Raw genomic sequence first — 21,545 nt, 5'->3', positions numbered from 1 at the left:
GAAATCAAAAGAGGCTTATTACTCCACCACACACGACAGGACAGGCAGCATGTTGTATGGCTTTTCAGGTGTTATTTTACAGGGCGCAATTGTTACGCTTGAGCTGGCGCTCAGTTCAGTGGTGCTGGCGGTTCTGATAGGCCTTGTCGGCGCGGCAGCAAAACTGTCGCAAAGCCGGGCGCTGGGGCTTATTTTCGAAGCGTACACCACGCTTATCCGCGGCGTGCCCGATCTGGTCTTAATGTTGCTCATCTTCTATGGATTACAAATCGCGCTGAATACCATTACCGATGCAATGGGGGTCAGCCAGATTGATATCGATCCGATGGTAGCGGGGATAATCACGCTCGGATTTATCTACGGGGCCTACTTTACCGAAACGTTCCGCGGCGCGTTTATGGCTGTGCCCAAAGGCCATATTGAAGCCGCGACGGCATTCGGCTTTACCAGTTCACAAATTTTTCGCCGCATTATGTTCCCGGCAATGATGCGCTATGCCTTACCGGGAATTGGTAATAACTGGCAGGTTATTCTCAAAGCCACGGCGTTGGTATCGCTGCTCGGTCTGGAAGATGTGGTGAAAGCGACTCAGCTTGCAGGGAAGAGCACCTGGGAGCCGTTCTATTTTGCCGTCGTGTGCGGGGTCATCTATCTGGTGTTTACCACAGTTTCTAATGGTGTGCTGCTGTACCTTGAGCGCCGCTACTCCGTGGGTGTGAAGAGGGCTGACCTGTGATTGAGATTATTCAGGAATACTGGAAGTCCCTGCTATGGACCGACGGATATCGCTACACCGGCGTTGCTATTACCCTGTGGCTTCTAATTTCTTCGGTGGTGATGGGCGGGATACTGGCGCTGTTTTTGGCGATTGGTCGCGTTTCCAGTAATAAATTTATTCAGTTTCCCATCTGGTTATTCACCTATATTTTTCGTGGGACACCGCTGTATGTACAACTGCTGGTGTTTTATTCCGGGATGTATACGCTGGAGATAGTCAAAGGAACGGACTTCCTCAACGCGTTTTTCCGCAGCGGATTGAATTGCACCGTACTGGCGTTGACGCTGAATACCTGCGCCTATACGACGGAGATTTTCGCCGGGGCGATTCGTTCTGTGCCGCACGGCGAGATTGAAGCCGCGCGCGCTTACGGTTTCTCGTCATTCAAACTGTATCGCTGCATAATTTTGCCTTCCGCGCTGCGTATTGCGCTGCCGGCATACAGCAATGAAGTGATTTTAATGCTGCATTCCACGGCGCTGGCGTTTACCGCCACGGTGCCTGATTTGTTGAAAATCGCCCGCGATATCAACTCGGCAACGTATCAACCGTTTACCGCTTTCGGTATTGCCGCGGTGCTGTATTTGATTATTTCGTATGTCCTGATCAGTCTGTTCCGTAAAGCGGAAAAACGCTGGTTGCAGCATGTATCCTCTAAATAATTCGAGTAACACGATGTCTGAGAATAAATTAAACGTTATCGATTTACATAAGCACTACGGCGAACATGAAGTGCTGAAAGGGGTATCTCTGCAGGCTAATGCGGGTGATGTCATCAGTATTATCGGCTCGTCAGGTTCCGGTAAAAGTACCTTTCTGCGCTGCATTAACTTTCTTGAAAAACCGAGTGCTGGTTCCATTGTCGTCAGTGGGCAGAACATTGGTCTGGTGCGAGACAAAGATGGCCAGCTCAAGGTTGCGGACAAAAATCAGCTGCGTTTGCTGCGCACAAGACTAACCATGGTCTTTCAGCACTTTAATCTGTGGAGCCACATGACGGTGCTGGAAAACGTCATGGAAGCGCCGATTCAGGTACTGGGACTGAGCAAGCAGGAAGCCCGCGCACGCGCGGTGAAGTATCTGGCTAAAGTGGGTATTGATGAGCGAGCGCAGGGCAAATATCCGGTGCATTTGTCTGGTGGTCAGCAGCAGCGCGTTTCTATTGCGCGTGCGCTGGCGATGGAACCGGAGGTGTTGCTGTTTGATGAACCCACCTCGGCGCTTGACCCAGAGCTGGTCGGCGAGGTGCTACGCATTATGCAGCAACTGGCCGAAGAGGGGAAAACCATGGTGGTCGTGACTCATGAAATGGGGTTTGCCCGAAATGTCTCCACGCACGTGATTTTTCTGCATCAGGGGAAAATTGAAGAAGAGGGCGACCCGGAGCAGGTATTCGGCAACCCGCAAAGCCCACGCTTGCAGCAGTTCCTCAAAGGATCGCTGAAGTAATTCAGTTGCCCGGAGGCGCCATGCTTTCCGGGCCTACCGCTTTAACGCATCGCACTCCAGGCGATAAACCCAGTCGTCGTGCGCGATCCCATTAATCTCATACGCTTTTTCCAGCACCTGCGTTCGTACAAAGCCTGTCTTTTCCAGAACACGTATCGAACCCTTATTCTCAGCCAGCACGTAAGCATTTATCGCCGTGACGCCAGCATGTTCAAAGGCATACTGGCACACCGCGCGCACGGCTTCGCTGGCAATACCTTTCCCCTGCGCATGTGGCATGATGGCGTAACCGAGGTCGGCCTCCTGCGGATAAAGATGACTGATTTGCAGACCAATATCGCCGAGCGGCGTCGGGTTGTTATGCTCGCGAATAACAAATGTGTGCTGTGCGGCAAGGCGTCTGGCGAATAACAGACGCGTATCCTTCGCTGGGGCGATGTCGCCCATATAGCGCATGACTTCAGGGCTTTCACGTAGTCTCTGGAAAAATGACCAGTCAGAAAATTGAAACAAAGAGAGGGTAAGACGGGGAGTCGATATTTTTGCCATAACGTCGCCATTGCGGAAGTCAGATCTATAACCTTACCATCGCAACGGCGAATGTGAATAGCGCTTAGTAACTATTGGATAACATCCGCTAGCGCCTCTTCTAAATCGTACCAGCGAAACGCGAAACCGGACGCTTCCAGGCGTTTGGGTAACGCCCGCTGTCCGCCGAGAACCAGCACGGAAGACTCGCCCATCAGTAGACGTATTACGCCAGCGGGAACGCGCAGAATGGCTGGGCGGTTTAAGGCATGGCCCAGCGCGTGGGCAAACTGCTCATTGTGTACCGGATATGGCGAAACCATATTGAAGGGGCCACGCAGATCGTTATCCAGCAGCCAGATAATGCCGTTGACCATATCATCAATATGGATCCAGGCCAGATACTGGCGTCCGTTACCCATCGGGCCGCCTAAACCAAGACGAAATGGCGGGACCATTTTCCCCAGAATCCCGCCAGCAGAGGCCAATACCACGCCGGTACGCAACATACACACGCGGGTTTTGTCACTTTGCGCTGTGCTGGCAATTTGCTCCCAGCGGGCGCACAGTTTATGGGTAAATTCGTTATGCGGCGGCTCTTCTTCCGTGACCACAACTTCGCCCAGATCGCCGTAGTAACCGATAGCGGAACCGGATATTAACACCGCGGGCGGCGTCTCGCTGGCGTGGATTAAATCGACCAGTTTCTGCGTGATGCCCCAGCGACTCTGACACAGGCGCTCCTTTTGCTCAGCGCTCCAGCGCTTATCTGCAATAGGCTCTCCGGCAAGATTAATCACGGCATCAATGCCATTGAGATTTTGCTGCTCTGTCAGCCCCTTCCACAACGTGACCCGAGAGCCGAGAATCTGACGCGCCTTATCAGGGTTACGTGTCACTACGGTTACCTGATGCCCCAGTTCGAACAGGCGGGGGATCAGATGACGTCCAATCAGGCCAGTACCGCCGGTAATCAGAATCTGCATGTCGCCTCCCGGGTTACGTTTAGCGCTGCCAGCTCAGCGTCATGGATACTGAGTCGGCGTAACGCAATGCGTGAAGTTTATCGATCTCTACTTCAGCATAAGTGACCCAGTGATGTTCGCGTGCGATATCGAGCACATCTTGAGTTAATTTTTCTAATAGTGAGAAGCGGTTACTCTCCACGTGCGCAATGATGCTTTTGGTGATAGTGCGATAATTCAGCGCGTCGTTGATGTCTTCGCTGATACGGGCTTTGTCTGCCGGATAATGAATGGCAATGTTGATGACGATATCCTGGCGGTTAAGGATCTCCTCTTCTTTGATGCCGATAAAGGTGCGCAGACGAAGGTTTTTTATACGAATAATAGCGTCAGGTTGTGACATTGCAGGTTTCCTCCATGTATGAACCTATTCATGATACACGAGAATCGAATCGTGTTACCGCTTCTCACTCTGCGCTTGCTGCATGGCGCGTTCCGTGGCAGGCCGCGTACGGATGCGCTCATGCCAGTTATTAACCGCCGGGTAATTGTCGAGGTCGATACGCTGACGCTGGTGGGCATGAATCCATGGCCAGCAGGCTATGTCAGCAATGCTGTAGTGATCGCCCCCCAGCCAGGGGGAGGTTTCCAGACGTTTATTCATCACGTTATACAGGCGCTGAGTTTCAACCTGGTATCTTTCAATGGCGTAGGGGATCGTCTGCGGGGCGTAATGACTGAAATGGTGATTCTGACCGAGCATGGGCCCCAGGCCGCTGACCTGCCAGAACAGCCATTGCAACGTGGTGTGGCGCTCACGTAACTCACCGCTCAGCAGCTTGCCGCTCTTTTCCGCCAGATAGAGTAAAATTTCTCCGGACTCAAACAGGCTGATCGGGCTTCCGCCGTCCTGTGGCGCATTGTCGATAATGGCCGGGATTTTATTGTTCGGCGAGATCTGCAGAAAATCAGGACGAAACTGGCTACCTTTGTTGATATCAACATGAATCAGACGGTATTGCAGCTGCGTCTCTTCAAGAAACAGCGTGATTTTGTGACCGTTTGGCGATGGCGTGTAATAGAGATCGATCATTTTCAGCGTCCGTTTTGTCATGAACCGGGTCATTACAAGTATAGAGGCTGTTAGCGTGCGTGAGTTTTCATCAAGTGACAGCGAGAGAAAGACTCTATATTTTGAAGGCAAGCCAATACACTTCAGAGGACGTTATGAGCAAACCTGCAATTACGCTGTGGTCAGATGCCAATTTTTTCTCCCCTTACGTGCTGTCTGTTTATGTCGCTCTGCAAGAGAAAGGGTTACCTTTTACGCTGAAAACTGTTGATCTCAACAGCGGTGAACACTTGCAACCTTCATGGCAAGGTTATGCGTTGACGCGCCGCGTACCGGTCCTGGAGATTGACGATTTCGAGCTGAGCGAATCATCAGCAATTACTGAGTTTCTGGAAGAGAGCTTTGCCCCGCCGCAGTGGGAGCGCATCTACCCACACGATGTGCAAAAGCGCGCGCGGGCTCGCCAGGTGCAGGCGTGGATCCGCAGCGATCTGATGCCTATTCGTGAAGAACGTTCAACGGATGTAGTTTTTGCTGGCGTGAAAAAAGCGCCATTGAGCGAAGCCGGAAAAGCCAGTGCAGAAAAATTGTTCGCCACTGCGAGCAGTTTACTGAGTCACGGTAAACAAAATTTATTTGGCGAATGGTGTATCGCTGATTGCGATTTAGCGCTAATGCTTAATCGTCTGGTCCTTAACGGCGATGAGGTGCCAGAAGCGCTTGCGGAATACGCCACCTTCCAGTGGCAGCGCGCTTCCGTTCAGCGTTTTATCGCGCTTTCAGCGAAGCGTTCCTGCTGACCATCGAAGCGTAATCCAGTATCATTACAAGGTACTTTTCAACGAGGAGTGAGTGATGAAACTGATGTTCGCATCGGACATTCATGGTTCGTTGCCAGCCACGGAACGCGTACTCGAACTGTTTACCGCAAGCGGAGCGCAATGGCTGGTGATATTGGGTGATGTTTTAAATCACGGACCGCGTAATGCGTTGCCGGAAGGCTATGCGCCCGCGCAGGTTGCAGAGCGGTTGAATGAACTGGCAGCGCGGATTATTGCGGTGCGTGGCAATTGCGACAGCGAAGTGGATCAGATGCTCCTGCATTTTCCGATAACCGCGCCGTGGCAGCAAATTCTGACAGAAAACCAGCGACTCTTTTTGACGCACGGGCATCTTTTTGGCCCGCAAAATATGCCAGCGCTCAGCGCGGGAGATGTACTGGTTTATGGGCATACGCATCTGCCGGTTGCCGAGTTGCAAGGGGATGTCTATCACTTTAACCCCGGCTCGGTAAGCATCCCGAAAGGAGGCTTTGCGGCAAGCTACGGGATTCTGGATGATAATGTTCTCAGCGTCATGGCACTCAATGATCAAAGTGTTATTGCGCAGATCGAGATTAATCCGTAATTTACCCCACAAACATAAACGCGCCGTAAGAGCGCCAGAAAAAAGAAGGTTTCCTGATGGTGGAACAGCGTCATTTGGCAAGTACGGAATGGGTGGATATTGTGAACGAAGACAACGAAGTCATCGCACAGTCCAGCCGGGAACAAATGCGGGCGCAGCGCTTACGCCATCGTGCGACGTATATCGTGGTGCACGATGGTATGGGCAAAATTCTGGTTCAGCGTAGGACTGAGACAAAAGATTTTTTGCCCGGTATGCTGGATGCCACCGCTGGCGGTGTTGTTCAGGCTGACGAGCAGCTACTGGACTCAGCGCGCCGTGAAGCGGAAGAGGAGTTGGGGATTGCGGGTGTGCCGTTTGCCGAGCACGGTCAGTTTTATTTTGAAGACCAGAATTGTCGCGTCTGGGGTGGGCTGTTTAGCTGTGTGTCCCACGGACCGTTCGCGTTACAGGAAGAAGAGGTCAGTGAAGTTTGCTGGCTTACGCCGGAAGAAATTACCGCACGCTGTGACGAATTTACGCCGGACTCTCTGAAAGCGCTGGCGCTGTGGATGACCCGCAACGCCAAGAATGAAGGGGCAAAAGCCGAAAAGCAGGAAGAAGCCGAGTAACGTCTGCTCATCCGGCCTACAGCGTCGAGAAATCATGTAGGCCGGGCAATCATTTTTTAATGGTAACCCATTATCTGCGCACCAATCACCACCACGCTGGACATAATAAACAGCAGGCCTAACAGCGTGGCACCTACTTTCAGCCAGTTACGAAAATCCACCCGACAAACGCCTAACGTTGCCATCAACGATGCCGACGTCGGATAGATAATGTGGCTGAATCCGTCGCCAAACTGGAAGGCCAGTACGGTGACCTGACGGTTTACGCCAACCAGATCGCCCAGCGGCGCTAATAGCGGCATGGTCAATGCAGCCTGGCCAGAGCCGGACGTAACGAAGAAATTAAATACCGCCTGGAACAGCAGCATAAACCATGCAGCGATAGCGTTATCCAGTCCGCTGATACCGTTGGCAATGCTGTGCAGCAGGGTATTTAATACGCTGGCTTCGCCCGCCTCTCCGTTACCGACCAGCAGTAATATGCCCTTGGCGAAACCGACCAGCAGGGCGGGAGCAATCATCATTCGCGCACCTTCAGTGAAGGAGGATGCCATGACGTTGACCGTCATACCGTTGAGACGGAACACCACACCGATGATGCCAATCACCAGCCCCATCGTGAAGAACTGACTGGCGATCTCAGGAATAAACCACGCGTTGACGATAACGCCCCAGACGACCCAAATCATCACCGCGGTCAGTACCAGCAATACCAGCCAGTCGCCCAGCGTGAAGCGTCGTTCTACAACCTCGTCCTGCTGCTCACGAAAGAAGCGGTCGGACTCATGTACCCGGGAGAGAAGCGGATTTTTTTTGATGCGCGCTGCGTAGGCCAGGGTGAAGGTCAACCCTATCAGGGTCGCAACGACCCATACTACGATACGCAGACCGGAACCAGAGAGCGCCGGGACACCTGCAATACCCTGCGCGACCACCACGCAGAACGGGTTCATCCATGAACTGGCAAAACCAATTTGGGTAGCGATATAGGTGACCAGCACGGTGGTGATACTGTCGTAACCTAAGCGTACCATCAAAGGCGCAATGATAATGGCAAAAGCAACCGCCTCTTCGCCCATGCCAAACACCGCGCCGCCTAATGAGAAGAGAATAAACAGCACCGGGATAAACAGAACTTCGTTACCCCGCGTATGACGAATGAGCGCCAGAATGCCATTATCAATGGTTCCGGTACGCATAACGATGCCAAATGCACCGCCAATCACCAGCATAAACATGATGATACCAACCGCCGTGCCGAACTTAGAGCCGGAGGTTAACCCTTCAAACGGAAAATTCATCAGGCCGGGGCGTTCATCTCCGGTGGTGAAAAACTGCACCCGGTGATACTGCTCTTCACCCGCGTCGTTGGTCAGAATACGAAAAGAGTGGGGGTCAACAACTTTACGGGTTTTGGTTTGCCCATCAACCTGATACTGCACTTCCTGGCTATCGAACATCCCGACCGGAACTACCCATGTCGCCAGGCTGGTTAAAATGGCGACGAAAAAAATAATCACCAGCGTATCGGGCATCGCCCATTTTTTGGCTGGCTGTGATTCTGTGACTGCTGACATGAAAGACTATCCCTGTTGCAATGCAAAAGAGAGTAAGTATGCAAACAGAAGAATAGTTATTCATTGATGCAGCGCATCCAGGCAAATGTTTCAGAATTTACAAAAGAAAAAAACGGATATAAAAAAACCGGAAATATCAGCTATTTCCGGTTTGATAAGCAGAGGTGTTGCCGGATAAGAGATCCGGCACACTGCAGCAAATTACTGCTGCTGGGAAGACTGGATCGCGGTCAGGGCGATGGTATAGACGATATCGTCTACCAGCGCGCCACGGGACAGGTCGTTCACCGGCTTGCGCATACCCTGCAGCATCGGCCCGATGGAGATCAGGTCGGCAGAACGCTGTACCGCTTTGTAGGTGGTGTTACCGGTGTTCAGATCCGGGAAGATGAACACTGTAGCGCGACCTGCAACCGGCGAGTTCGGCGCTTTGGATTTCGCTACGTCAGCCATAACCGCGGCGTCGTACTGCAACGGACCGTCGATCATCAGGTCAGGACGTTTTTCCTGCGCCAGACGAGTCGCTTCGCGAACTTTCTCTACGTCGCTACCTGCACCAGAGGTACCGGTGGAGTAGGAGAGCATCGCAACGCGCGGTTCGATACCGAAGGCGATGGCGGATTCAGCGGACTGAATGGCGATTTCTGCCAGCTGTTCAGCAGTTGGATCCGGGTTGATCGCACAGTCACCGTAAACGTAAACCTGTTCCGGCAGCAGCATGAAGAACACGGAAGACACCAGAGAGCTACCCGGCGCAGTTTTGATCAACTGCAGCGGCGGACGAATGGTGTTTGCGGTGGTGTGAACGGCACCAGAAACCAGACCGTCAACGTCGTCCTGCTCCAGCATCAGGGTACCGAGAACCACGTTGTCTTCCAGCTGTTCGCGGGCAACGGTTTCGGTCATGCCTTTGTTCTTACGCAGCTCAACCAGGCGAGCAACGTAGCTTTCGCGAACCACATCCGGGTCAACGATTTCTACGCCAGCGCCCAGCTCAACGCCCTGAGAGGCCGCAACGCGGGTGATCTCGTCCGGGTTACCCAACAGAACGCAGGTAGCGATACCGCGTTCAGCACAGATAGCAGCCGCTTTAACGGTGCGCGGTTCGTCGCCTTCCGGCAGAACAACGCGTTTGCCCGCTTTACGCGCCAGCTCGGTCAGCTGATAACGGAATGCCGGCGGAGACAGGCGACGGCTGCGCTCAGAGGTCGCGGTCAGAGATTCAATCCAGTCAGCGTTGATGTAGTTAGCAACGTATTCCTGAACTTTTTCGATGCGCTCGTGATCGTCAACCGGAACTTCCAGGTTGAAGCTCTGCAGGCTCAGAGAGGTCTGCCAGGTATTGGTGTTCACCATGAATACCGGCAGGCCGGTAGCGAATGCACGTTCGCACAGTTTGTTGATGCGCGCGTCCATTTCGTAGCCGCCGGTCAGCAGCAGAGCACCGATTTCTACGCCGTTCATAGCTGCCAGACATGCTGCAACCAGCACGTCAGGACGGTCGGCAGAAGTCACCAGCAGAGAACCTGCGCGGAAGTGCTCCAGCATGTGCGGAATGCTGCGTGCGCAGAAAGTCACAGACTTCACGCGGCGGGTGTTGATATCGCCTTCGTTAACGATGGTGGCGTTCAGGTGACGCGCCATATCGATTGCACGGGTAGCGATCAGATCGAAGCTCCATGGCACCGCGCCCAGAACCGGCAGCGGGCTGGATTCTTGCAGTTTAGCCGGATCAACTTTGATCACCTGCGCCTTGGAAGAGTCGTCGAAAATCTCGGACAGATCCGGGCGAGTACGGCCCTGGTCATCAACCGGCGCGTTCAGTTTGTTAACGATAACGCCAGTGATGTTGGTGTTTTTCGCGCCGCCGAAGCTGCTGCGAGTCAGTTCAATACGCTCGTTCAGCTGTTCCGGAGTATCGGTGCCCTGAGACATCACGAAGACGATTTCCGCATTCAGCGTTTTCGCGATTTCGTAGTTCAGAGACTGCGCGAACTGATGTTTACGGGTTGGGACCAGGCCTTCAACCAGTACGACTTCAGCATCTTTGGTGTTCGCGTGGTAATTCGCGATGATCTCTTCCATCAGCACATCTTTCTGATTGCTGGAGAGCAGAGATTCAACGTGGCTCATCTTCAGCGGCTCAGCAGCTGGCAGGTTAGAGTTCGCACGAACGATAGTAGTAGTCTGGTCTGGCGCATCGCCACCGGCACGAGGCTGAGCGATTGGCTTAAAGACGCTCAGACGAACGCCTTTGCGTTCCATAGCGCGGATCACGCCGAGGCTGACGCTGGTCAGGCCGACGCTGGTTCCGGTAGGGATCAGCATAATAATACGGGACACGGTTTATCCTCTTTCGTTACCGCCCATTTCAGGCGGGTTACAAAACAGCACCGCCAGCTAGGCTGGCGGTGTGAAATCAGGCAGTCAGACGGCTCGCGTCTTGCGCGATAACCAGTTCTTCGTTGGTTGGGATAACCACCGCAGGACGGGTACCTTCTTTGTTGATGAAACCAGATTTGCCGAAACGTGCGGCCAGGTTACGTTCGTGGTCAACTTCAAAGCCCAGAACGCCCAGTTTGCCCAGAGACAGTTCACGAACCATCGCTGCGTTTTCACCGATACCACCGGTGAAGACAACCGCATCCAGACGACCATCCATCAGCGCAGTGTAAGAACCGATGTACTTCGCCAGACGGTGGCAGTAAACGTCCATTGCACGTTTAGCGTCTTCTTTGGTTGCGTAGTTATCTTCAACATAACGGCAGTCGCTGGTGACTTCGGTCAGACCCAGCAGGCCGGACTCTTTGGTCAGCATTTTGTTGATCTGGTCAACGCTCATGCCCAGGGTGTCGTGCAGGTGGAAGATGATCGCCGGGTCGATGTCACCGGAACGCGTACCCATCACCAGACCTTCCAGTGGGGTCAGACCCATGGAGGTATCAACACATTTACCGTTACGGATAGCAGATACAGAACCGCCGTTGCCCAGGTGGCAAGTGATGATGTTCAGTTCATCAACCGGTTTGTTCAGCATTTTTGCCGCTTCCTGAGTAACAAAGAAGTGGCTGGTACCGTGCGCGCCGTAACGACGTACGCCGTGTTCTTTGTACAGGCTGTACGGCAGAGCATAGAGGTAAGACTCTTCCGGCATAGTCTGATGGAACGCGGTGTCGAATACAGCCACGTTTTTGTCTTTCAGACTTGGGAAGGATTTCAGCGCTTCTGCGATACCGATCAGGTGAGCAGGGTTATGCAGCGGTGCGAAAGAGGCAGAATCTTTGATGCCCTGGATAACAGAATCATCGATAACCACAGAGCTGGTATACTTCTCGCCGCCGTGTACGATACGGTGACCGATAGCGGTCAATTGCGCAGACAATTCTGGTTTTTGTGCCAGAATAGTGTTAACGATAAAGTTCAGCGCTTCACTGTGAGCGGCGCCTGCACCTAAAGCCGCTTCTTGTTTACCGCCGTCCATTTTCCACTTGATGCGTGCTTCTGGGAGATGGAAACATTCGGCTAAACCAGAGAGGTATTCTTCACCGTTTACTGCATCGATGATGGCAAATTTCAGTGAGGAGCTACCGCAGTTCAGAACCAGTACTAACTTACTCGACATGGAAGTACCTATTTATGATACGTGGCTAAAAAAACGTCAGGGAGTCATAGAGCGTAGCGCATGATGACACCGACGTTTATGATTAACATCATGCGCCAGAGTCTTTTTGGGCACGATGGAATAAATACCTTTGAGTCTATGTCATTTTGCGTATTTTTCAGCCAGTGGCATACTGTATGCCAATTTGACGACTCAATGATTTTGGACTAAAGGCCTTACAGGCCGGCACAGGATACCTGAATGTGGGTATCAAAGACAAAATGTTTTGAACGATGTCCCTTGTAGTTGTTGTTTTGCACAAATTTTTTAATTTTTATATGTGAAGTTGAGGTAACCGCCATGTCGACACCGGATAATCGTTCCGTCAATTTTTTTAGTTTGTTTCGCCGGGGGCAGCACTATGCGAAGACGTGGCCAATGGAAAAGCGCCTCGCGCCCGTGTTTGTTGAGAACCGCGTGATCCGCATGACGCGTTACGCAATCCGTTTTATGCCGCCAATCGCTGTTTTCACCTTATGCTGGCAAATTGCTTTAGGCGGGCAGTTGGGACCGGCCGTGGCGACAGCGCTGTTTGCACTCAGCCTGCCGATGCAGGGCATGTGGTGGCTGGGTAAGCGTTCCGTCACACCGCTGCCGCCTTCAATACTCAACTGGTTCTACGAAGTTCGGGGTAAATTGCAAGAGGCCGGACAGGCGCTCGCTCCGGTAGAAGGAAAGCCTGATTATCAGGCGCTGGCTGACACGCTTAAGCGCGCCTTCAAACAACTGGATAAAACTTTCCTCGATGATTTGTAATTGACCCCTGATTACGCATATAAAAGAAGGCACAAGATGCCTTCTTTTTTTCATCGTAGTAGCAGTGATACAGGAGTCCCAAATGGAAATGACCAACGCTCAACGTCTGATTTTGTCTAACCAGTACAAAATGATGACTATGCTCGATCCCACTAACGCCGAGCGTTATCGTCGTTTGCAGACGATTATTGAACGCGGTTACGGCTTGCAGATGCGTGAGTTGGATCGTGAGTTTGGTGAGCTGACGGAAGAAACCTGTCGTACGATTATCGATATTATGGAGATGTATCACGCATTACATGTCTCCTGGACCAATCTAAAAGACGCGCAGTCTATTGATGAGCGCCGCGTGACCTTCCTCGGTTTTGACGCCGCAACGGAAGCCCGTTTCCTCGGGTACGTTCGTTTTATGGTCAATGTGGAAGGGCGTTATACCCACTTCGATGCGGGTACGCATGGTTTCAACGCCCAGACCCCGATGTGGGAAAAATATCAGCGTATGCTGAATGTCTGGCACTCTTGCCCGCGCCAGTATCACCTGAGCGCGAATGAAATTAACCAAATCATTAATGCCTGAGGGGGCGAGCGTGCAGTGCAAAGGTTTTCTGTTTGATCTGGATGGAACGCTGGTCGATTCCTTACCCGCAGTAGAACGCGCGTGGTGCAACTGGGCCGATCGTTTTGGCCTCGATCACGCCGAGGTGCTCGGCTTTATTCATGGTAAGCAGGCCATTACCTCCCTGCGACACTTTATGGTGGGCAAGTCCGAGGCGGAGATCGCTGCGGAGTTCACCCGCCTGGAGCAGATCGAAGCGACGGAAACCGCGGGGATCACCGCGCTGCCAGGGGCGGTTGACTTGCTCAACCATCTCAACAAAGCGGGCATTCCATGGGCGATTGTGACTTCAGGATCAATGCCGGTCGCACGGGCGCGCCATCGTGTCGCAGGACTTCCTGCTCCTGAGGTGTTTGTCACTGCCGAACGGGTAAAAAGAGGTAAACCAGAGCCTGACGCCTATCTGTTAGGCGCTCAGTTACTGGGCCTGGCGCCACAGGAATGCGCGGTAGTCGAGGATGCGCCCGCAGGGGTGCTCTCGGGACTGGCTGCAGGGTGCCATGTAATAGCGGTAAATGCGCCAGCGGACACCCCGCGTCTGGATGAGGTCGATTTTTCGCTGACCAGTCTGGAACAGATTTCTGTGACCAAACAGCCCAACGGAAATGTGGTCGTTGTAAGAAATACCTGATCATGATTTAGCCCCAGATTGTTGGGGCTTTTTTATGGCAGAATCGGTCCATCCATCTCATTTAACAAGGATATGTTGTGAACGGTGAATTGATATGGGTTCTCTCATTGCTGGCGATTGCCGTCGTCTTGTTTGCAACTGGCAGAGTGCGTATGGACGCGATCGCTTTGCTGGTCATTATTGCCTTTGTTCTGAGTGGAACATTGAGCATCACAGAAGCTTTTTCCGGGTTCAGCGATCCTAACGTTATTTTGATCGCGGCTTTATTTATTATCGGCGACGGTCTGGTGCGTACCGGGGTGGCGACGGTGATGGGGGCCTGGCTGGTGAAGGTCGCCGGCAGCAGTGAAGTCAAAATGCTGGTGTTGCTGATGATAACCGTGGCCGGGCTCGGTGCGTTTATGAGTTCGACCGGCGTGGTTGCTATCTTTATACCGGTTGTCTTAAGCGTTTCCATGCGCATGCAAATTTCTCCCTCACGTCTGATGATGCCGCTGAGCTTTGCCGGATTGATAAGCGGCATGATGACGCTGGTGGCGACACCGCCAAATCTGGTCGTCAACAGTGAGTTGCTACGCGAAGGACTTAACGGTTTCAGCTTTTTTAGCGTCACTCCGCTGGGGCTGGTGGTTCTGGTGCTTGGCATAATTTATATGCTGCTGATGCGCTTTATGCTGAAGGGCGAAGACTCCGGGCAGCCAGGAGACGGTTGGAAACGCCGGACTTTTCGCGATTTAATCAAAGAGTATCGCCTTACAGGGCGTGCCCGCCGTCTGGCTATTCGCCCTGGTTCACCGATGATTGGCCAGCGTCTGGACGACCTGAAACTGCGTGAGCGTTACGGAGCAAACGTGATTGGCGTGGAGCGCTGGCGGCGCTTTCGTCGCGTGATTGTTGACGTTAACGGGGTTTCTGAGTTTCGCGCCCGTGACGTGCTGCTGATTGATATGTCTGCAGCGGATGTCGATCTGCGAGAATTTTGCAGTGAGCAACTGCTGGAGCCGATGGTGCTGCGCGGGGAATACTTCTCCGAGCAGGCGTTGGATGTGGGCATGGCCGAGATCTCACTGATCCCAGAATCGGAACTGATTGGCAAAACGGTACGGGAGATAGCCTTTCGTACGCGTTACGGTCTGAATGTGGTCGGCCTGAAACGCGATGGTACGGCGCTGGCAGGCGCGGTGGTGGATGAACCGTTGCTGATGGGGGATATCATTCTGGTGGTGGGTAACTGGAAGCTCATCACACTGCTGGGACAAAAAGGGCGTGACTTCGTGGTGTTGAACATGCCAGCTGAGGTCAGTGAAGCTTCCCCGGCGCACAGTCAGGCGCCGCATGCCATTTTCTGCCTGGTGCTGATGGTCGCCCTGATGCTTACCGATGAAATTCCTAATACGGTTGCCGCAATTATCGCCTGCCTGCTGATGGGGAAATTCCGCTGTATCGATGCCGAAAGCGCCTATAAAGCGATTCACTGGCCAAGCATTATTTTGATCGTCGGGATGATGCCCTTCGCATTGGCGCTACAAAAAACTGGCGGTGTCGATCTGGTGGTAAAAGGACTGATGGACGTCGGCGGCGGGTATGGCCCGTACATGATGCTGGGCTGCCTGTTCGTCCTGTGCGCGAGCATTGGGTTATTTATCTCTAACACTGCAACGGCGGTACTCATGGCGCCAATCGCCCTGGCGGCGGCAAAGTCGATGGGGGTTTCGCCGTATCCTTTTGCGATGGTGATTGCAATGGCGGCATCCGCAGCCTTTATGACACCGGTCTCTTCGCCGGTAAACACGCTGGTGCTGGGACCGGGTAACTATAGCTTTAGCGATTTCGTGAAAATTGGCGTGCCGTTTACGGTGATCGTGATGGCGGTGTGTGTGGTGATGATCCCGATGCTGTTCCCGTTTTGATTTTTATGTGCCGGATAAGACGTTGACGTCGCCATCCGGCAAAATCGTTTAAAGCGGTGAATCCTGGCTGATCTCATCTAATGAGAGGTGAAAGCTCGGGACAAACACCTCCATAAAATAGTCCATCTCTTCGCTGCGCCGCGACTCCAGCGTTTTTTCCAGCCGCGTTTTCGCCAATAGGAACTCATTATTGCCCGCCGAAAGTTCCTCCAGACACTTCAGATAGGCGCACAGCGCATCGGCCTGTTTGACGATAGATTTCTCTTCTTCGCTGTAAGCATGTTCATCAATCAGCGGAGCAAAAATATCGCGCAGCTCGTCGGGCACCATATCGACCAGCTTTTGCTGGGCAATTTTCTCTATCGCTTTATATTCCTGGGCTATTTGTGAGTTGAAGTATTTTACCGGGGTAGGGAGGTCACCGGTCAGCACCTCTGAAGCATCATGGTACATTGCCAACAGGGCAATGCGCTCTGCATTAAGCTGACCACCAAATTTACGGTTTTTAATCGCGGCCAACGCATGAGCGACCATGGCAACTTGCAAACTATGCTCGGACACGTTTTCGGTGCGCACGTTGCGCATCAGCGGCCAGCGGTTAATGAGCTTCAGGCGGGAGAGGTGGGCAAAAAAGTGGCTCTGCTTCATAACGACCCTTATATGATGGCAACCTGAGAGTCATTGTGCGCAGAGAAGGCTGTCAGATGCAAATACTCGTCATACTGATCCAACAGCCCGTGTTTTATTACAGCTGGTGATACCCTGACAGGAAGCGCTCAAATTTACTCAGCGACATTTCGATATCGTCAATGCGCGGGAGCGTGACGATGCGGAAATGATCCGGCCACGGCCAGTTGAACGCCGTTCCCTGAACCAGCAGCACTTTTTCCTGCAACAGGAAGTCGAGCACCATTTTCTGGTCGTCATGAATGTTGAAGCGTTTAGCGTCGATTTTTGGGAACATATACAGCGCGCCGCGCGGTTTCACGCAGGAGACGCCGGGAATATCATTGAGTAACTCCCAGGCGCGGTTGCGTTGTTCATACAGGCGCCCGCCAGGCATGATAAATTCACTGATGCTCTGGTATCCGCCCAGCGCGGTCTGAATCGCATGTTGCGCCGGAACGTTAGCACATAAGCGCATAGAGGCCAGCATCTCAAGACCTTCGATGTACCCCTTGGCATGTTTCTTCGGCCCGTTCAGCACCATCCAGCCCTGACGGAAACCGGCAACGCGATAGGTTTTTGACAGGCCATTGAAGGTGATAGTCAGCAGGTCCGGAGCCATTGCGGCGATCGAGTGGTGTTCAGCGTCATCGTAGAGAATTTTGTCGTAAATCTCGTCCGCAAAAATGATGAGATTGTTCTGGCGAGCAATTTCAACAATCTCCATCAGCAGCTCTTTGGAGTAAACAGCGCCGGTTGGGTTGTTGGGGTTAATGATGACGATCCCACGCGTGCGCGGGGTAATTTTTGCGCGAATGTCGTCCAGGTCCGGGAACCAGTCAGATGATTCGTCACACAGGTAGTGCACGGCATTACCGCCGGAGAGCGATACCGCCGCTGTCCACAGCGGGTAATCAGGTGCCGGAACGAGCATCTCGTCCCCACTGTTCAGCAATGCCTGCATGGCTTGCACAATCAATTCGGAAACGCCATTACCGATATAGATATCTTCCACGGTCACATCGCGCATCCCGCGGGCCTGATAATGCTGCATGATCGCTTTACGGGCTGAATAGAGACCTTTTGAGTCGCAATATCCTTGCGCTGTTGGCAAATTGCGGATCACATCAACCAGAATTTCATCTGGCGCTTCAAACCCGAATGGCGCCGGGTTGCCGATGTTCAGTTTCAGAACTTTATTGCCTTCTTCTTCCAAGCGCTTTGCTTCCTTCAGAACCGGGCCGCGAATGTCATAACAGACGTTTTCTAATTTGCTGGATTTTTCAATGGGGGACATGAACGTTGACCTTTTTAGCTGTGAATGCCACTCCCTGCCATGGAAGTCAGCCCAGCACAATGTACTCCCACGACGGTAAGTTTTGAAGGGTCTTTAGTAGAAGATTTTGAAAATCCATGAAGTTATAATTGACTGTTAATATCTAAATATATCATAAATATTAGTATAATAAACTAACAAAATGTGTTTTATTGGTTTTATATTTTATACCTTTGGTTTTGATGTGGTGGTTTGTCTGGTCAAAAAAACTTAAGTCTGGAATGCAAAAGGTAACCGACACTTAAGCTGTATGACGTCATTCGAAAATACTGAGGTTTTATCTGCGAGGGCTGTTATCGGCCTGATCCGCGCGTGGTACGGTGTGAATTCATTGTTAAGCATAATTAATGAATTGAGGGATTCTTAATTAATTATTATTTAATATTTAAATCGCATTAATTTGAATGGACTAATAATACGAAAACCTCAGTTCTGACATAACGCCTTGTTGCCGCGAATTATTCGCGATAACACTTATAAATATAGTGGTTTTAGGTTAAGATAAGTCTCATGAAATGGTGCGTAGTAAGAATTATACGTTAATTCAAATGTTTGTTGGTTGTTCCTAACATACTGAAAAGTTAGTTTTTAATGTGTAAATTATTGTTCGTTAACTTTTTTTAAATTTACAAAATTTACATGTTTTCCATTAGTCAGAATCATCCAGCAGCTAAAAATATGGGCCTTTCTCGTTGCTATATTCCGATGAGTGTCACGGTTATTATATAGCGTAGAAAGAGAATTGTTTCGTTTGTTAAACCAAATACATCCTTATTTTCACTTGGTTACACTAAGCGAAACTGCAAGGAAGGCAGGCAGATAACAAATGGAGTTGTTTGATTCTGAATGCACAGCATTAACACGGTATGACCCGCGAGTAAGTGAAAAACTATGATAAATGCAAATCGTCCGATAATTAACCTCGACCTCGATCTGCTGAGAACCTTCGTTGCTGTTGCCGACCTGAATACCTTCGCGGCTGCGGCAGCTGCGGTATGTCGCACTCAGTCTGCGGTGAGTCAGCAAATGCAGCGTCTTGAGCAACTCGTGGGGAAAGAGTTGTTCGCGCGCCATGGACGCAACAAACTGCTGACCGAACATGGTATACAGCTGTTGGGTTACGCCAGAAAAATCTTGCGTTTTAATGATGAGGCATGCTCATCATTAATGTTTAACAATCTTCAGGGAGTGTTAACTATCGGAGCTTCTGATGAATCTGCCGATACTATACTGCCTTTCCTGCTCAACCGTATAAGTTCGGTTTATCCGAAGCTTGCATTGGATGTGAGGGTCAAGCGCAACGCCTATATGGTGGATATGCTGAAGTCGCAAGAAGTGGATTTGGTGGTAACGACTAACCGTCCGGGCGATTTTGAATGCCTGAATCTGCGCACTTCACCGACGCACTGGTATTGTGCAGCTGAATATATCCTGCAAAAAGGTGAGCCGGTTCCGTTGGTTCTGCTGGACGATCCGAGCCCGTTCCGCGATATGGTGTTGGCAACGCTGAATGCTGCACAGATCCCGTGGCGCTTAGCGTATGTTGCTTCAACATTGCCTGCGGTTCGTGCTGCGGTCAAAGCCGGTCTGGGCGTTACTGCGCGTCCCGTTGAAATGATGAGTCCTGATTTACGCGTACTGGGCGCGGCGGACGGATTACCGCCACTGCCTGATACCGAGTATCTGTTGTGCTGCGATCCGGCTACGCAAAATGATTTAGCTCAGGTTATCTTTAACTCGATGCAGACTTATCAAAATCCTTGGCAATACAATCAGTTTACCCCCGAAGGGGGAGATGATTCGCTCCTTGTTGAAGGGGACTTCGAGTAACGCGTCACAAAAAACGTTTTAAAATGTAAGTGTAAAAAAAGAGCCGCTAATGATGAAAAAACATCCAGCGGCTCTTTTTTTATGCAAATAACGTTGGTTTATGTCATTTGCTATACTAAAACTTAACAAAATCAGCGGCTAAAAAAACAGCCTGCAAATAGGGTGAAAAATAATCAGCAGAAGTGTTAATTGTTTCCATGTTAAAAAACTAGAGAAATTGTTGCTGTTTTTTATGGTGAATTAACAAAAGCGTGTCACAGATCAAGAAAATACTCCCATTTAGGGGGAGGCATTAGTGTGAATTCCTGTCAAAATAGACGTGTATTATCTTTTTTACTTCACTACGGACACGATTCAACAACATTAAAAAAGACCGATGATGCGATCGAAATGGGTCTAAACAGCACTTTATGTTAATGAGGTTGGAACAGTGTAAAATAATGTGAGGAAACTTTTGTTAAAGTTGACAAAAGGTTATAGAAAGGAGTAAAAAACCCCATCAATTGGCTGTATAAAATGGTTTTCTACAGTGATTGTAAGGTTTTTTTTATTCCTCCCCATGAATCGATGTGGCGTTCATCTGCCGAAAAGAGCAGAGAATTTGGCGCTACTTTTGATGAGTAAGCAATGAGTATGTCAACATCCACTGAAATCATCGCTCATCACTGGGCATTCGCTATCTTTCTTATTGTCGCCATTGGCCTGTGCTGCCTGATGCTCGTCGGCGGCTGGTTTTTAGGTGGTCGCGCGCGCGCGAGATCTAAAAACGTGCCGTTTGAATCAGGTATCGACTCGGTCGGCACCGCCCGCTTGCGCCTGTCTGCCAAGTTTTATCTGGTAGCCATGTTCTTCGTTATCTTCGACGTTGAAGCGCTGTATCTGTTCGCATGGTCAACATCTATCCGTGAAAGCGGTTGGATTGGCTTTGTGGAAGCTGCAATTTTTATTTTTGTGTTACTGGCTGGTCTGGTTTATCTGGTGCGTATTGGCGCGCTGGACTGGACGCCCGCGCGTTCACGCCGCGAGCGTATGAACCCGGAAACGAACAGTATCGCTAATCGTCAACGCTAACCGCGAGGCATTAAGATGGATTATACGCTCACCCGCATAGATCCTAACGGTGAGAACGACCGTTACCCCCTGCAAAAACAGGAGATCGTAACCGACCCCCTGGAGCAAGAAGTTAATAAAAATGTGTTCATGGGTAAGCTCCATGACATGGTTAACTGGGGCCGTAAAAACTCAATTTGGCCATATAACTTTGGCCTTTCCTGCTGCTACGTTGAGATGGTGACCTCGTTTACCGCCGTGCACGATGTGGCCCGTTTTGGTGCGGAAGTACTGCGTGCCTCGCCGCGTCAGGCTGACCTGATGGTCGTGGCTGGAACCTGCTTTACCAAAATGGCACCGGTTATTCAGCGCCTCTACGATCAGATGCTGGAACCAAAATGGGTTATTTCCATGGGCGCATGCGCTAACTCCGGCGGTATGTACGACATCTATTCTGTGGTGCAGGGCGTTGATAAATTTATTCCGGTCGATGTTTACATCCCGGGATGCCCGCCGCGTCCAGAAGCGTATATGCAGGCTCTAATGCTGCTGCAGGATTCCATTGGCAAAGAACGCCGTCCGCTCTCCTGGGTGGTTGGCGATCAGGGCGTTTATCGCGCCAATATGCAGTCAGAACGCGAGCGTAAACGCGGCGAACGTATTGCTGTAACGAATCTTCGTACACCAGACGAGATTTAATTT

At 51.3% G+C, this 21,545-nt stretch carries 22 protein-coding genes; 13 read left to right on the top strand and 9 right to left on the bottom strand.

Translation table 11 applies throughout. From position 1 onward, the window contains the following. The first annotated feature begins 49 nt into the window (after positions 1 to 49). Genes FDW92_RS06420 through hisP form a run of 3 tightly spaced genes read left to right on the top strand, consistent with a single transcriptional unit; the run spans position 50 to position 2,227 of the window. The gene (locus FDW92_RS06420; RefSeq protein WP_038642334.1) at positions 50 to 736 is read left to right on the top strand and encodes a histidine ABC transporter permease HisQ; all 687 of its coding nucleotides are present in this window, start codon (positions 50 to 52) and stop codon (positions 734 to 736) included. Then, positions 733 to 1,440, top strand: a complete 708-nt coding sequence (gene hisM, locus FDW92_RS06415) for a histidine ABC transporter permease HisM (RefSeq protein WP_003028116.1) — start codon at positions 733 to 735, stop codon at positions 1,438 to 1,440. Before FDW92_RS06420 ends, hisM begins: the two co-directional genes overlap by 4 nt. Positions 1,441 to 1,453: 13 nt before the next feature. Continuing rightward, the gene (hisP, locus tag FDW92_RS06410; protein WP_038642330.1) at positions 1,454 to 2,227 is read left to right on the top strand and encodes a histidine ABC transporter ATP-binding protein HisP; all 774 of its coding nucleotides are present in this window, start codon (positions 1,454 to 1,456) and stop codon (positions 2,225 to 2,227) included. A gap of 33 nt (positions 2,228 to 2,260) precedes the next feature. On the opposite strand, the gene FDW92_RS06405 is transcribed toward hisP, so the two are convergent. From FDW92_RS06405 to yfcG, 4 genes are all read right to left on the bottom strand, one after another. Further along, positions 2,261 to 2,776: a GNAT family N-acetyltransferase gene (locus FDW92_RS06405; protein WP_072014720.1), complete on the bottom strand. Its 516-nt coding sequence runs from the start codon at positions 2,774 to 2,776 to the stop codon at positions 2,261 to 2,263. Positions 2,777 to 2,847: 71 nt separating this feature from the next. Next, positions 2,848 to 3,741 (bottom strand): TIGR01777 family oxidoreductase, encoded by an 894-nt coding sequence (locus FDW92_RS06400; protein WP_042307075.1) that lies wholly within the window; start codon positions 3,739 to 3,741, stop codon positions 2,848 to 2,850. A 19-nt stretch (positions 3,742 to 3,760) separates the two neighbouring features. Further along, positions 3,761 to 4,123: a dihydroneopterin triphosphate 2'-epimerase gene (gene folX, locus FDW92_RS06395; RefSeq protein ID WP_038642324.1), complete on the bottom strand. Its 363-nt coding sequence runs from the start codon at positions 4,121 to 4,123 to the stop codon at positions 3,761 to 3,763. Between the two features lie 54 nt (positions 4,124 to 4,177). Then, positions 4,178 to 4,813 carry a GSH-dependent disulfide bond oxidoreductase gene (yfcG, locus tag FDW92_RS06390; RefSeq protein WP_042307078.1) on the bottom strand — a complete coding sequence of 212 codons (636 nt, stop codon included), beginning with the start codon at positions 4,811 to 4,813 and terminating at the stop codon, positions 4,178 to 4,180. A gap of 134 nt (positions 4,814 to 4,947) precedes the next feature. Between yfcG and yfcF the strand changes: the two genes are divergently transcribed. The 3 genes from yfcF to yfcD are packed head-to-tail and all read left to right on the top strand — an operon-like array spanning position 4,948 to position 6,810. Continuing rightward, a complete protein-coding gene (yfcF, locus tag FDW92_RS06385) occupies positions 4,948 to 5,592 on the top strand; it encodes a glutathione transferase (RefSeq protein ID WP_042307079.1) in 645 nt (214 codons plus the stop codon). A 55-nt stretch (positions 5,593 to 5,647) separates the two neighbouring features. Next, positions 5,648 to 6,199 carry a phosphodiesterase gene (gene yfcE / locus FDW92_RS06380; protein WP_042307082.1) on the top strand — a complete coding sequence of 184 codons (552 nt, stop codon included), beginning with the start codon at positions 5,648 to 5,650 and terminating at the stop codon, positions 6,197 to 6,199. A gap of 56 nt (positions 6,200 to 6,255) precedes the next feature. Beyond that, the gene (gene yfcD, locus FDW92_RS06375) at positions 6,256 to 6,810 is read left to right on the top strand and encodes an NUDIX hydrolase YfcD (protein WP_042307083.1); all 555 of its coding nucleotides are present in this window, start codon (positions 6,256 to 6,258) and stop codon (positions 6,808 to 6,810) included. A 56-nt stretch (positions 6,811 to 6,866) separates the two neighbouring features. Here yfcD and yfcC read toward each other — a convergent pair whose 3' ends face one another. The 3 genes from yfcC to ackA form a co-directional block, all read right to left on the bottom strand. Continuing rightward, positions 6,867 to 8,387 (bottom strand): putative basic amino acid antiporter YfcC, encoded by a 1,521-nt coding sequence (gene yfcC, locus FDW92_RS06370; protein WP_137400586.1) that lies wholly within the window; start codon positions 8,385 to 8,387, stop codon positions 6,867 to 6,869. A gap of 201 nt (positions 8,388 to 8,588) precedes the next feature. Beyond that, entirely contained in the window at positions 8,589 to 10,730 is a 2,142-nt protein-coding gene (gene pta / locus FDW92_RS06365) for a phosphate acetyltransferase (protein WP_042307087.1), read from the bottom strand. Positions 10,731 to 10,806: 76 nt separating this feature from the next. Then, positions 10,807 to 12,009, bottom strand: a complete 1,203-nt coding sequence (gene ackA, locus FDW92_RS06360) for an acetate kinase (RefSeq protein WP_042307090.1) — start codon at positions 12,007 to 12,009, stop codon at positions 10,807 to 10,809. 339 nt (positions 12,010 to 12,348) lie between these two features. Here ackA and yfbV point away from each other — a divergent pair, with 339 nt between their 5' ends. The 4 genes from yfbV to FDW92_RS06340 all read left to right on the top strand — a co-directional run bounded on the left by yfbV (position 12,349) and on the right by FDW92_RS06340 (position 15,961). Then, entirely contained in the window at positions 12,349 to 12,804 is a 456-nt protein-coding gene (gene yfbV, locus FDW92_RS06355) for a terminus macrodomain insulation protein YfbV (protein WP_038642312.1), read from the top strand. Positions 12,805 to 12,886: 82 nt separating this feature from the next. After that, positions 12,887 to 13,381: a YfbU family protein gene (locus FDW92_RS06350; protein ID WP_006683652.1), complete on the top strand. Its 495-nt coding sequence runs from the start codon at positions 12,887 to 12,889 to the stop codon at positions 13,379 to 13,381. After that, positions 13,374 to 14,051, top strand: coding sequence for a sugar phosphatase (locus tag FDW92_RS06345; RefSeq protein WP_094301032.1), 678 nt, complete (start codon positions 13,374 to 13,376; stop codon positions 14,049 to 14,051). The genes FDW92_RS06350 and FDW92_RS06345 overlap by 8 nt, the downstream gene beginning before the upstream one ends. 77 nt (positions 14,052 to 14,128) lie before the next feature. Then, entirely contained in the window at positions 14,129 to 15,961 is a 1,833-nt protein-coding gene (locus FDW92_RS06340) for an SLC13 family permease (protein WP_038642308.1), read from the top strand. Between the two features lie 48 nt (positions 15,962 to 16,009). Here the strand turns inward: FDW92_RS06340 and yfbR are convergent, their stop codons facing one another. Beyond that, on the bottom strand, positions 16,010 to 16,609 hold the full coding sequence (gene yfbR, locus FDW92_RS06335) for a 5'-deoxynucleotidase (RefSeq protein ID WP_042307093.1): 600 nt from the start codon (positions 16,607 to 16,609) through the stop codon (positions 16,010 to 16,012). A gap of 97 nt (positions 16,610 to 16,706) precedes the next feature. Continuing rightward, positions 16,707 to 17,924, bottom strand: a complete 1,218-nt coding sequence (alaA, locus tag FDW92_RS06330) for an alanine transaminase AlaA (protein WP_005129483.1) — start codon at positions 17,922 to 17,924, stop codon at positions 16,707 to 16,709. Between the two features lie 930 nt (positions 17,925 to 18,854). On the opposite strand from alaA, the gene lrhA reads away from it, so the two are divergent. The 3 genes from lrhA (at position 18,855) to nuoB (ending at position 21,542) form a co-directional block, all read left to right on the top strand. Further along, entirely contained in the window at positions 18,855 to 19,793 is a 939-nt protein-coding gene (gene lrhA, locus FDW92_RS06325) for a transcriptional regulator LrhA (protein WP_042307095.1), read from the top strand. 627 nt (positions 19,794 to 20,420) lie between these two features. Continuing rightward, positions 20,421 to 20,864, top strand: a complete 444-nt coding sequence (gene nuoA / locus FDW92_RS06320; RefSeq protein WP_003028077.1) for an NADH-quinone oxidoreductase subunit NuoA — start codon at positions 20,421 to 20,423, stop codon at positions 20,862 to 20,864. A gap of 15 nt (positions 20,865 to 20,879) precedes the next feature. Beyond that, positions 20,880 to 21,542 carry an NADH-quinone oxidoreductase subunit NuoB gene (gene nuoB, locus FDW92_RS06315; protein ID WP_003028075.1) on the top strand — a complete coding sequence of 221 codons (663 nt, stop codon included), beginning with the start codon at positions 20,880 to 20,882 and terminating at the stop codon, positions 21,540 to 21,542. Positions 21,543 to 21,545: the final 3 nt, after the last annotated feature.

The sequence above is a fragment of the Citrobacter sp. wls706 genome, from assembly GCF_005281305.1.
In the GTDB taxonomy this organism is placed as follows: domain Bacteria; phylum Pseudomonadota; class Gammaproteobacteria; order Enterobacterales; family Enterobacteriaceae; genus Citrobacter; species Citrobacter werkmanii.
The sequence above is the reverse complement of the archived record's forward strand: the minus strand, read 5'-3'. Positions and strand labels throughout refer to the sequence as shown.

Coding starts and splice junctions, on each gene's coding strand:
- FDW92_RS06420 (WP_038642334.1), top strand. CDS start 50: ATGTTGTATGGCTTTTCAGGTGTTATTTTACAGGGCGCAATTGTTACG.
- hisP (WP_038642330.1), top strand. CDS start 1,454: ATGTCTGAGAATAAATTAAACGTTATCGATTTACATAAGCACTACGGC.
- FDW92_RS06405 (WP_072014720.1), bottom strand. CDS start 2,776: ATGGCAAAAATATCGACTCCCCGTCTTACCCTCTCTTTGTTTCAATTT.
- FDW92_RS06400 (WP_042307075.1), bottom strand. CDS start 3,741: ATGCAGATTCTGATTACCGGCGGTACTGGCCTGATTGGACGTCATCTG.
- folX (WP_038642324.1), bottom strand. CDS start 4,123: ATGTCACAACCTGACGCTATTATTCGTATAAAAAACCTTCGTCTGCGC.
- yfcG (WP_042307078.1), bottom strand. CDS start 4,813: ATGATCGATCTCTATTACACGCCATCGCCAAACGGTCACAAAATCACG.
- yfcF (WP_042307079.1), top strand. CDS start 4,948: ATGAGCAAACCTGCAATTACGCTGTGGTCAGATGCCAATTTTTTCTCC.
- yfcE (WP_042307082.1), top strand. CDS start 5,648: ATGAAACTGATGTTCGCATCGGACATTCATGGTTCGTTGCCAGCCACG.
- yfcD (WP_042307083.1), top strand. CDS start 6,256: ATGGTGGAACAGCGTCATTTGGCAAGTACGGAATGGGTGGATATTGTG.
- yfcC (WP_137400586.1), bottom strand. CDS start 8,387: ATGTCAGCAGTCACAGAATCACAGCCAGCCAAAAAATGGGCGATGCCC.
- ackA (WP_042307090.1), bottom strand. CDS start 12,009: ATGTCGAGTAAGTTAGTACTGGTTCTGAACTGCGGTAGCTCCTCACTG.
- yfbV (WP_038642312.1), top strand. CDS start 12,349: ATGTCGACACCGGATAATCGTTCCGTCAATTTTTTTAGTTTGTTTCGC.
- FDW92_RS06350 (WP_006683652.1), top strand. CDS start 12,887: ATGGAAATGACCAACGCTCAACGTCTGATTTTGTCTAACCAGTACAAA.
- FDW92_RS06345 (WP_094301032.1), top strand. CDS start 13,374: ATGCCTGAGGGGGCGAGCGTGCAGTGCAAAGGTTTTCTGTTTGATCTG.
- yfbR (WP_042307093.1), bottom strand. CDS start 16,609: ATGAAGCAGAGCCACTTTTTTGCCCACCTCTCCCGCCTGAAGCTCATT.
- alaA (WP_005129483.1), bottom strand. CDS start 17,924: ATGTCCCCCATTGAAAAATCCAGCAAATTAGAAAACGTCTGTTATGAC.
- lrhA (WP_042307095.1), top strand. CDS start 18,855: ATGATAAATGCAAATCGTCCGATAATTAACCTCGACCTCGATCTGCTG.
- nuoA (WP_003028077.1), top strand. CDS start 20,421: ATGAGTATGTCAACATCCACTGAAATCATCGCTCATCACTGGGCATTC.
- nuoB (WP_003028075.1), top strand. CDS start 20,880: ATGGATTATACGCTCACCCGCATAGATCCTAACGGTGAGAACGACCGT.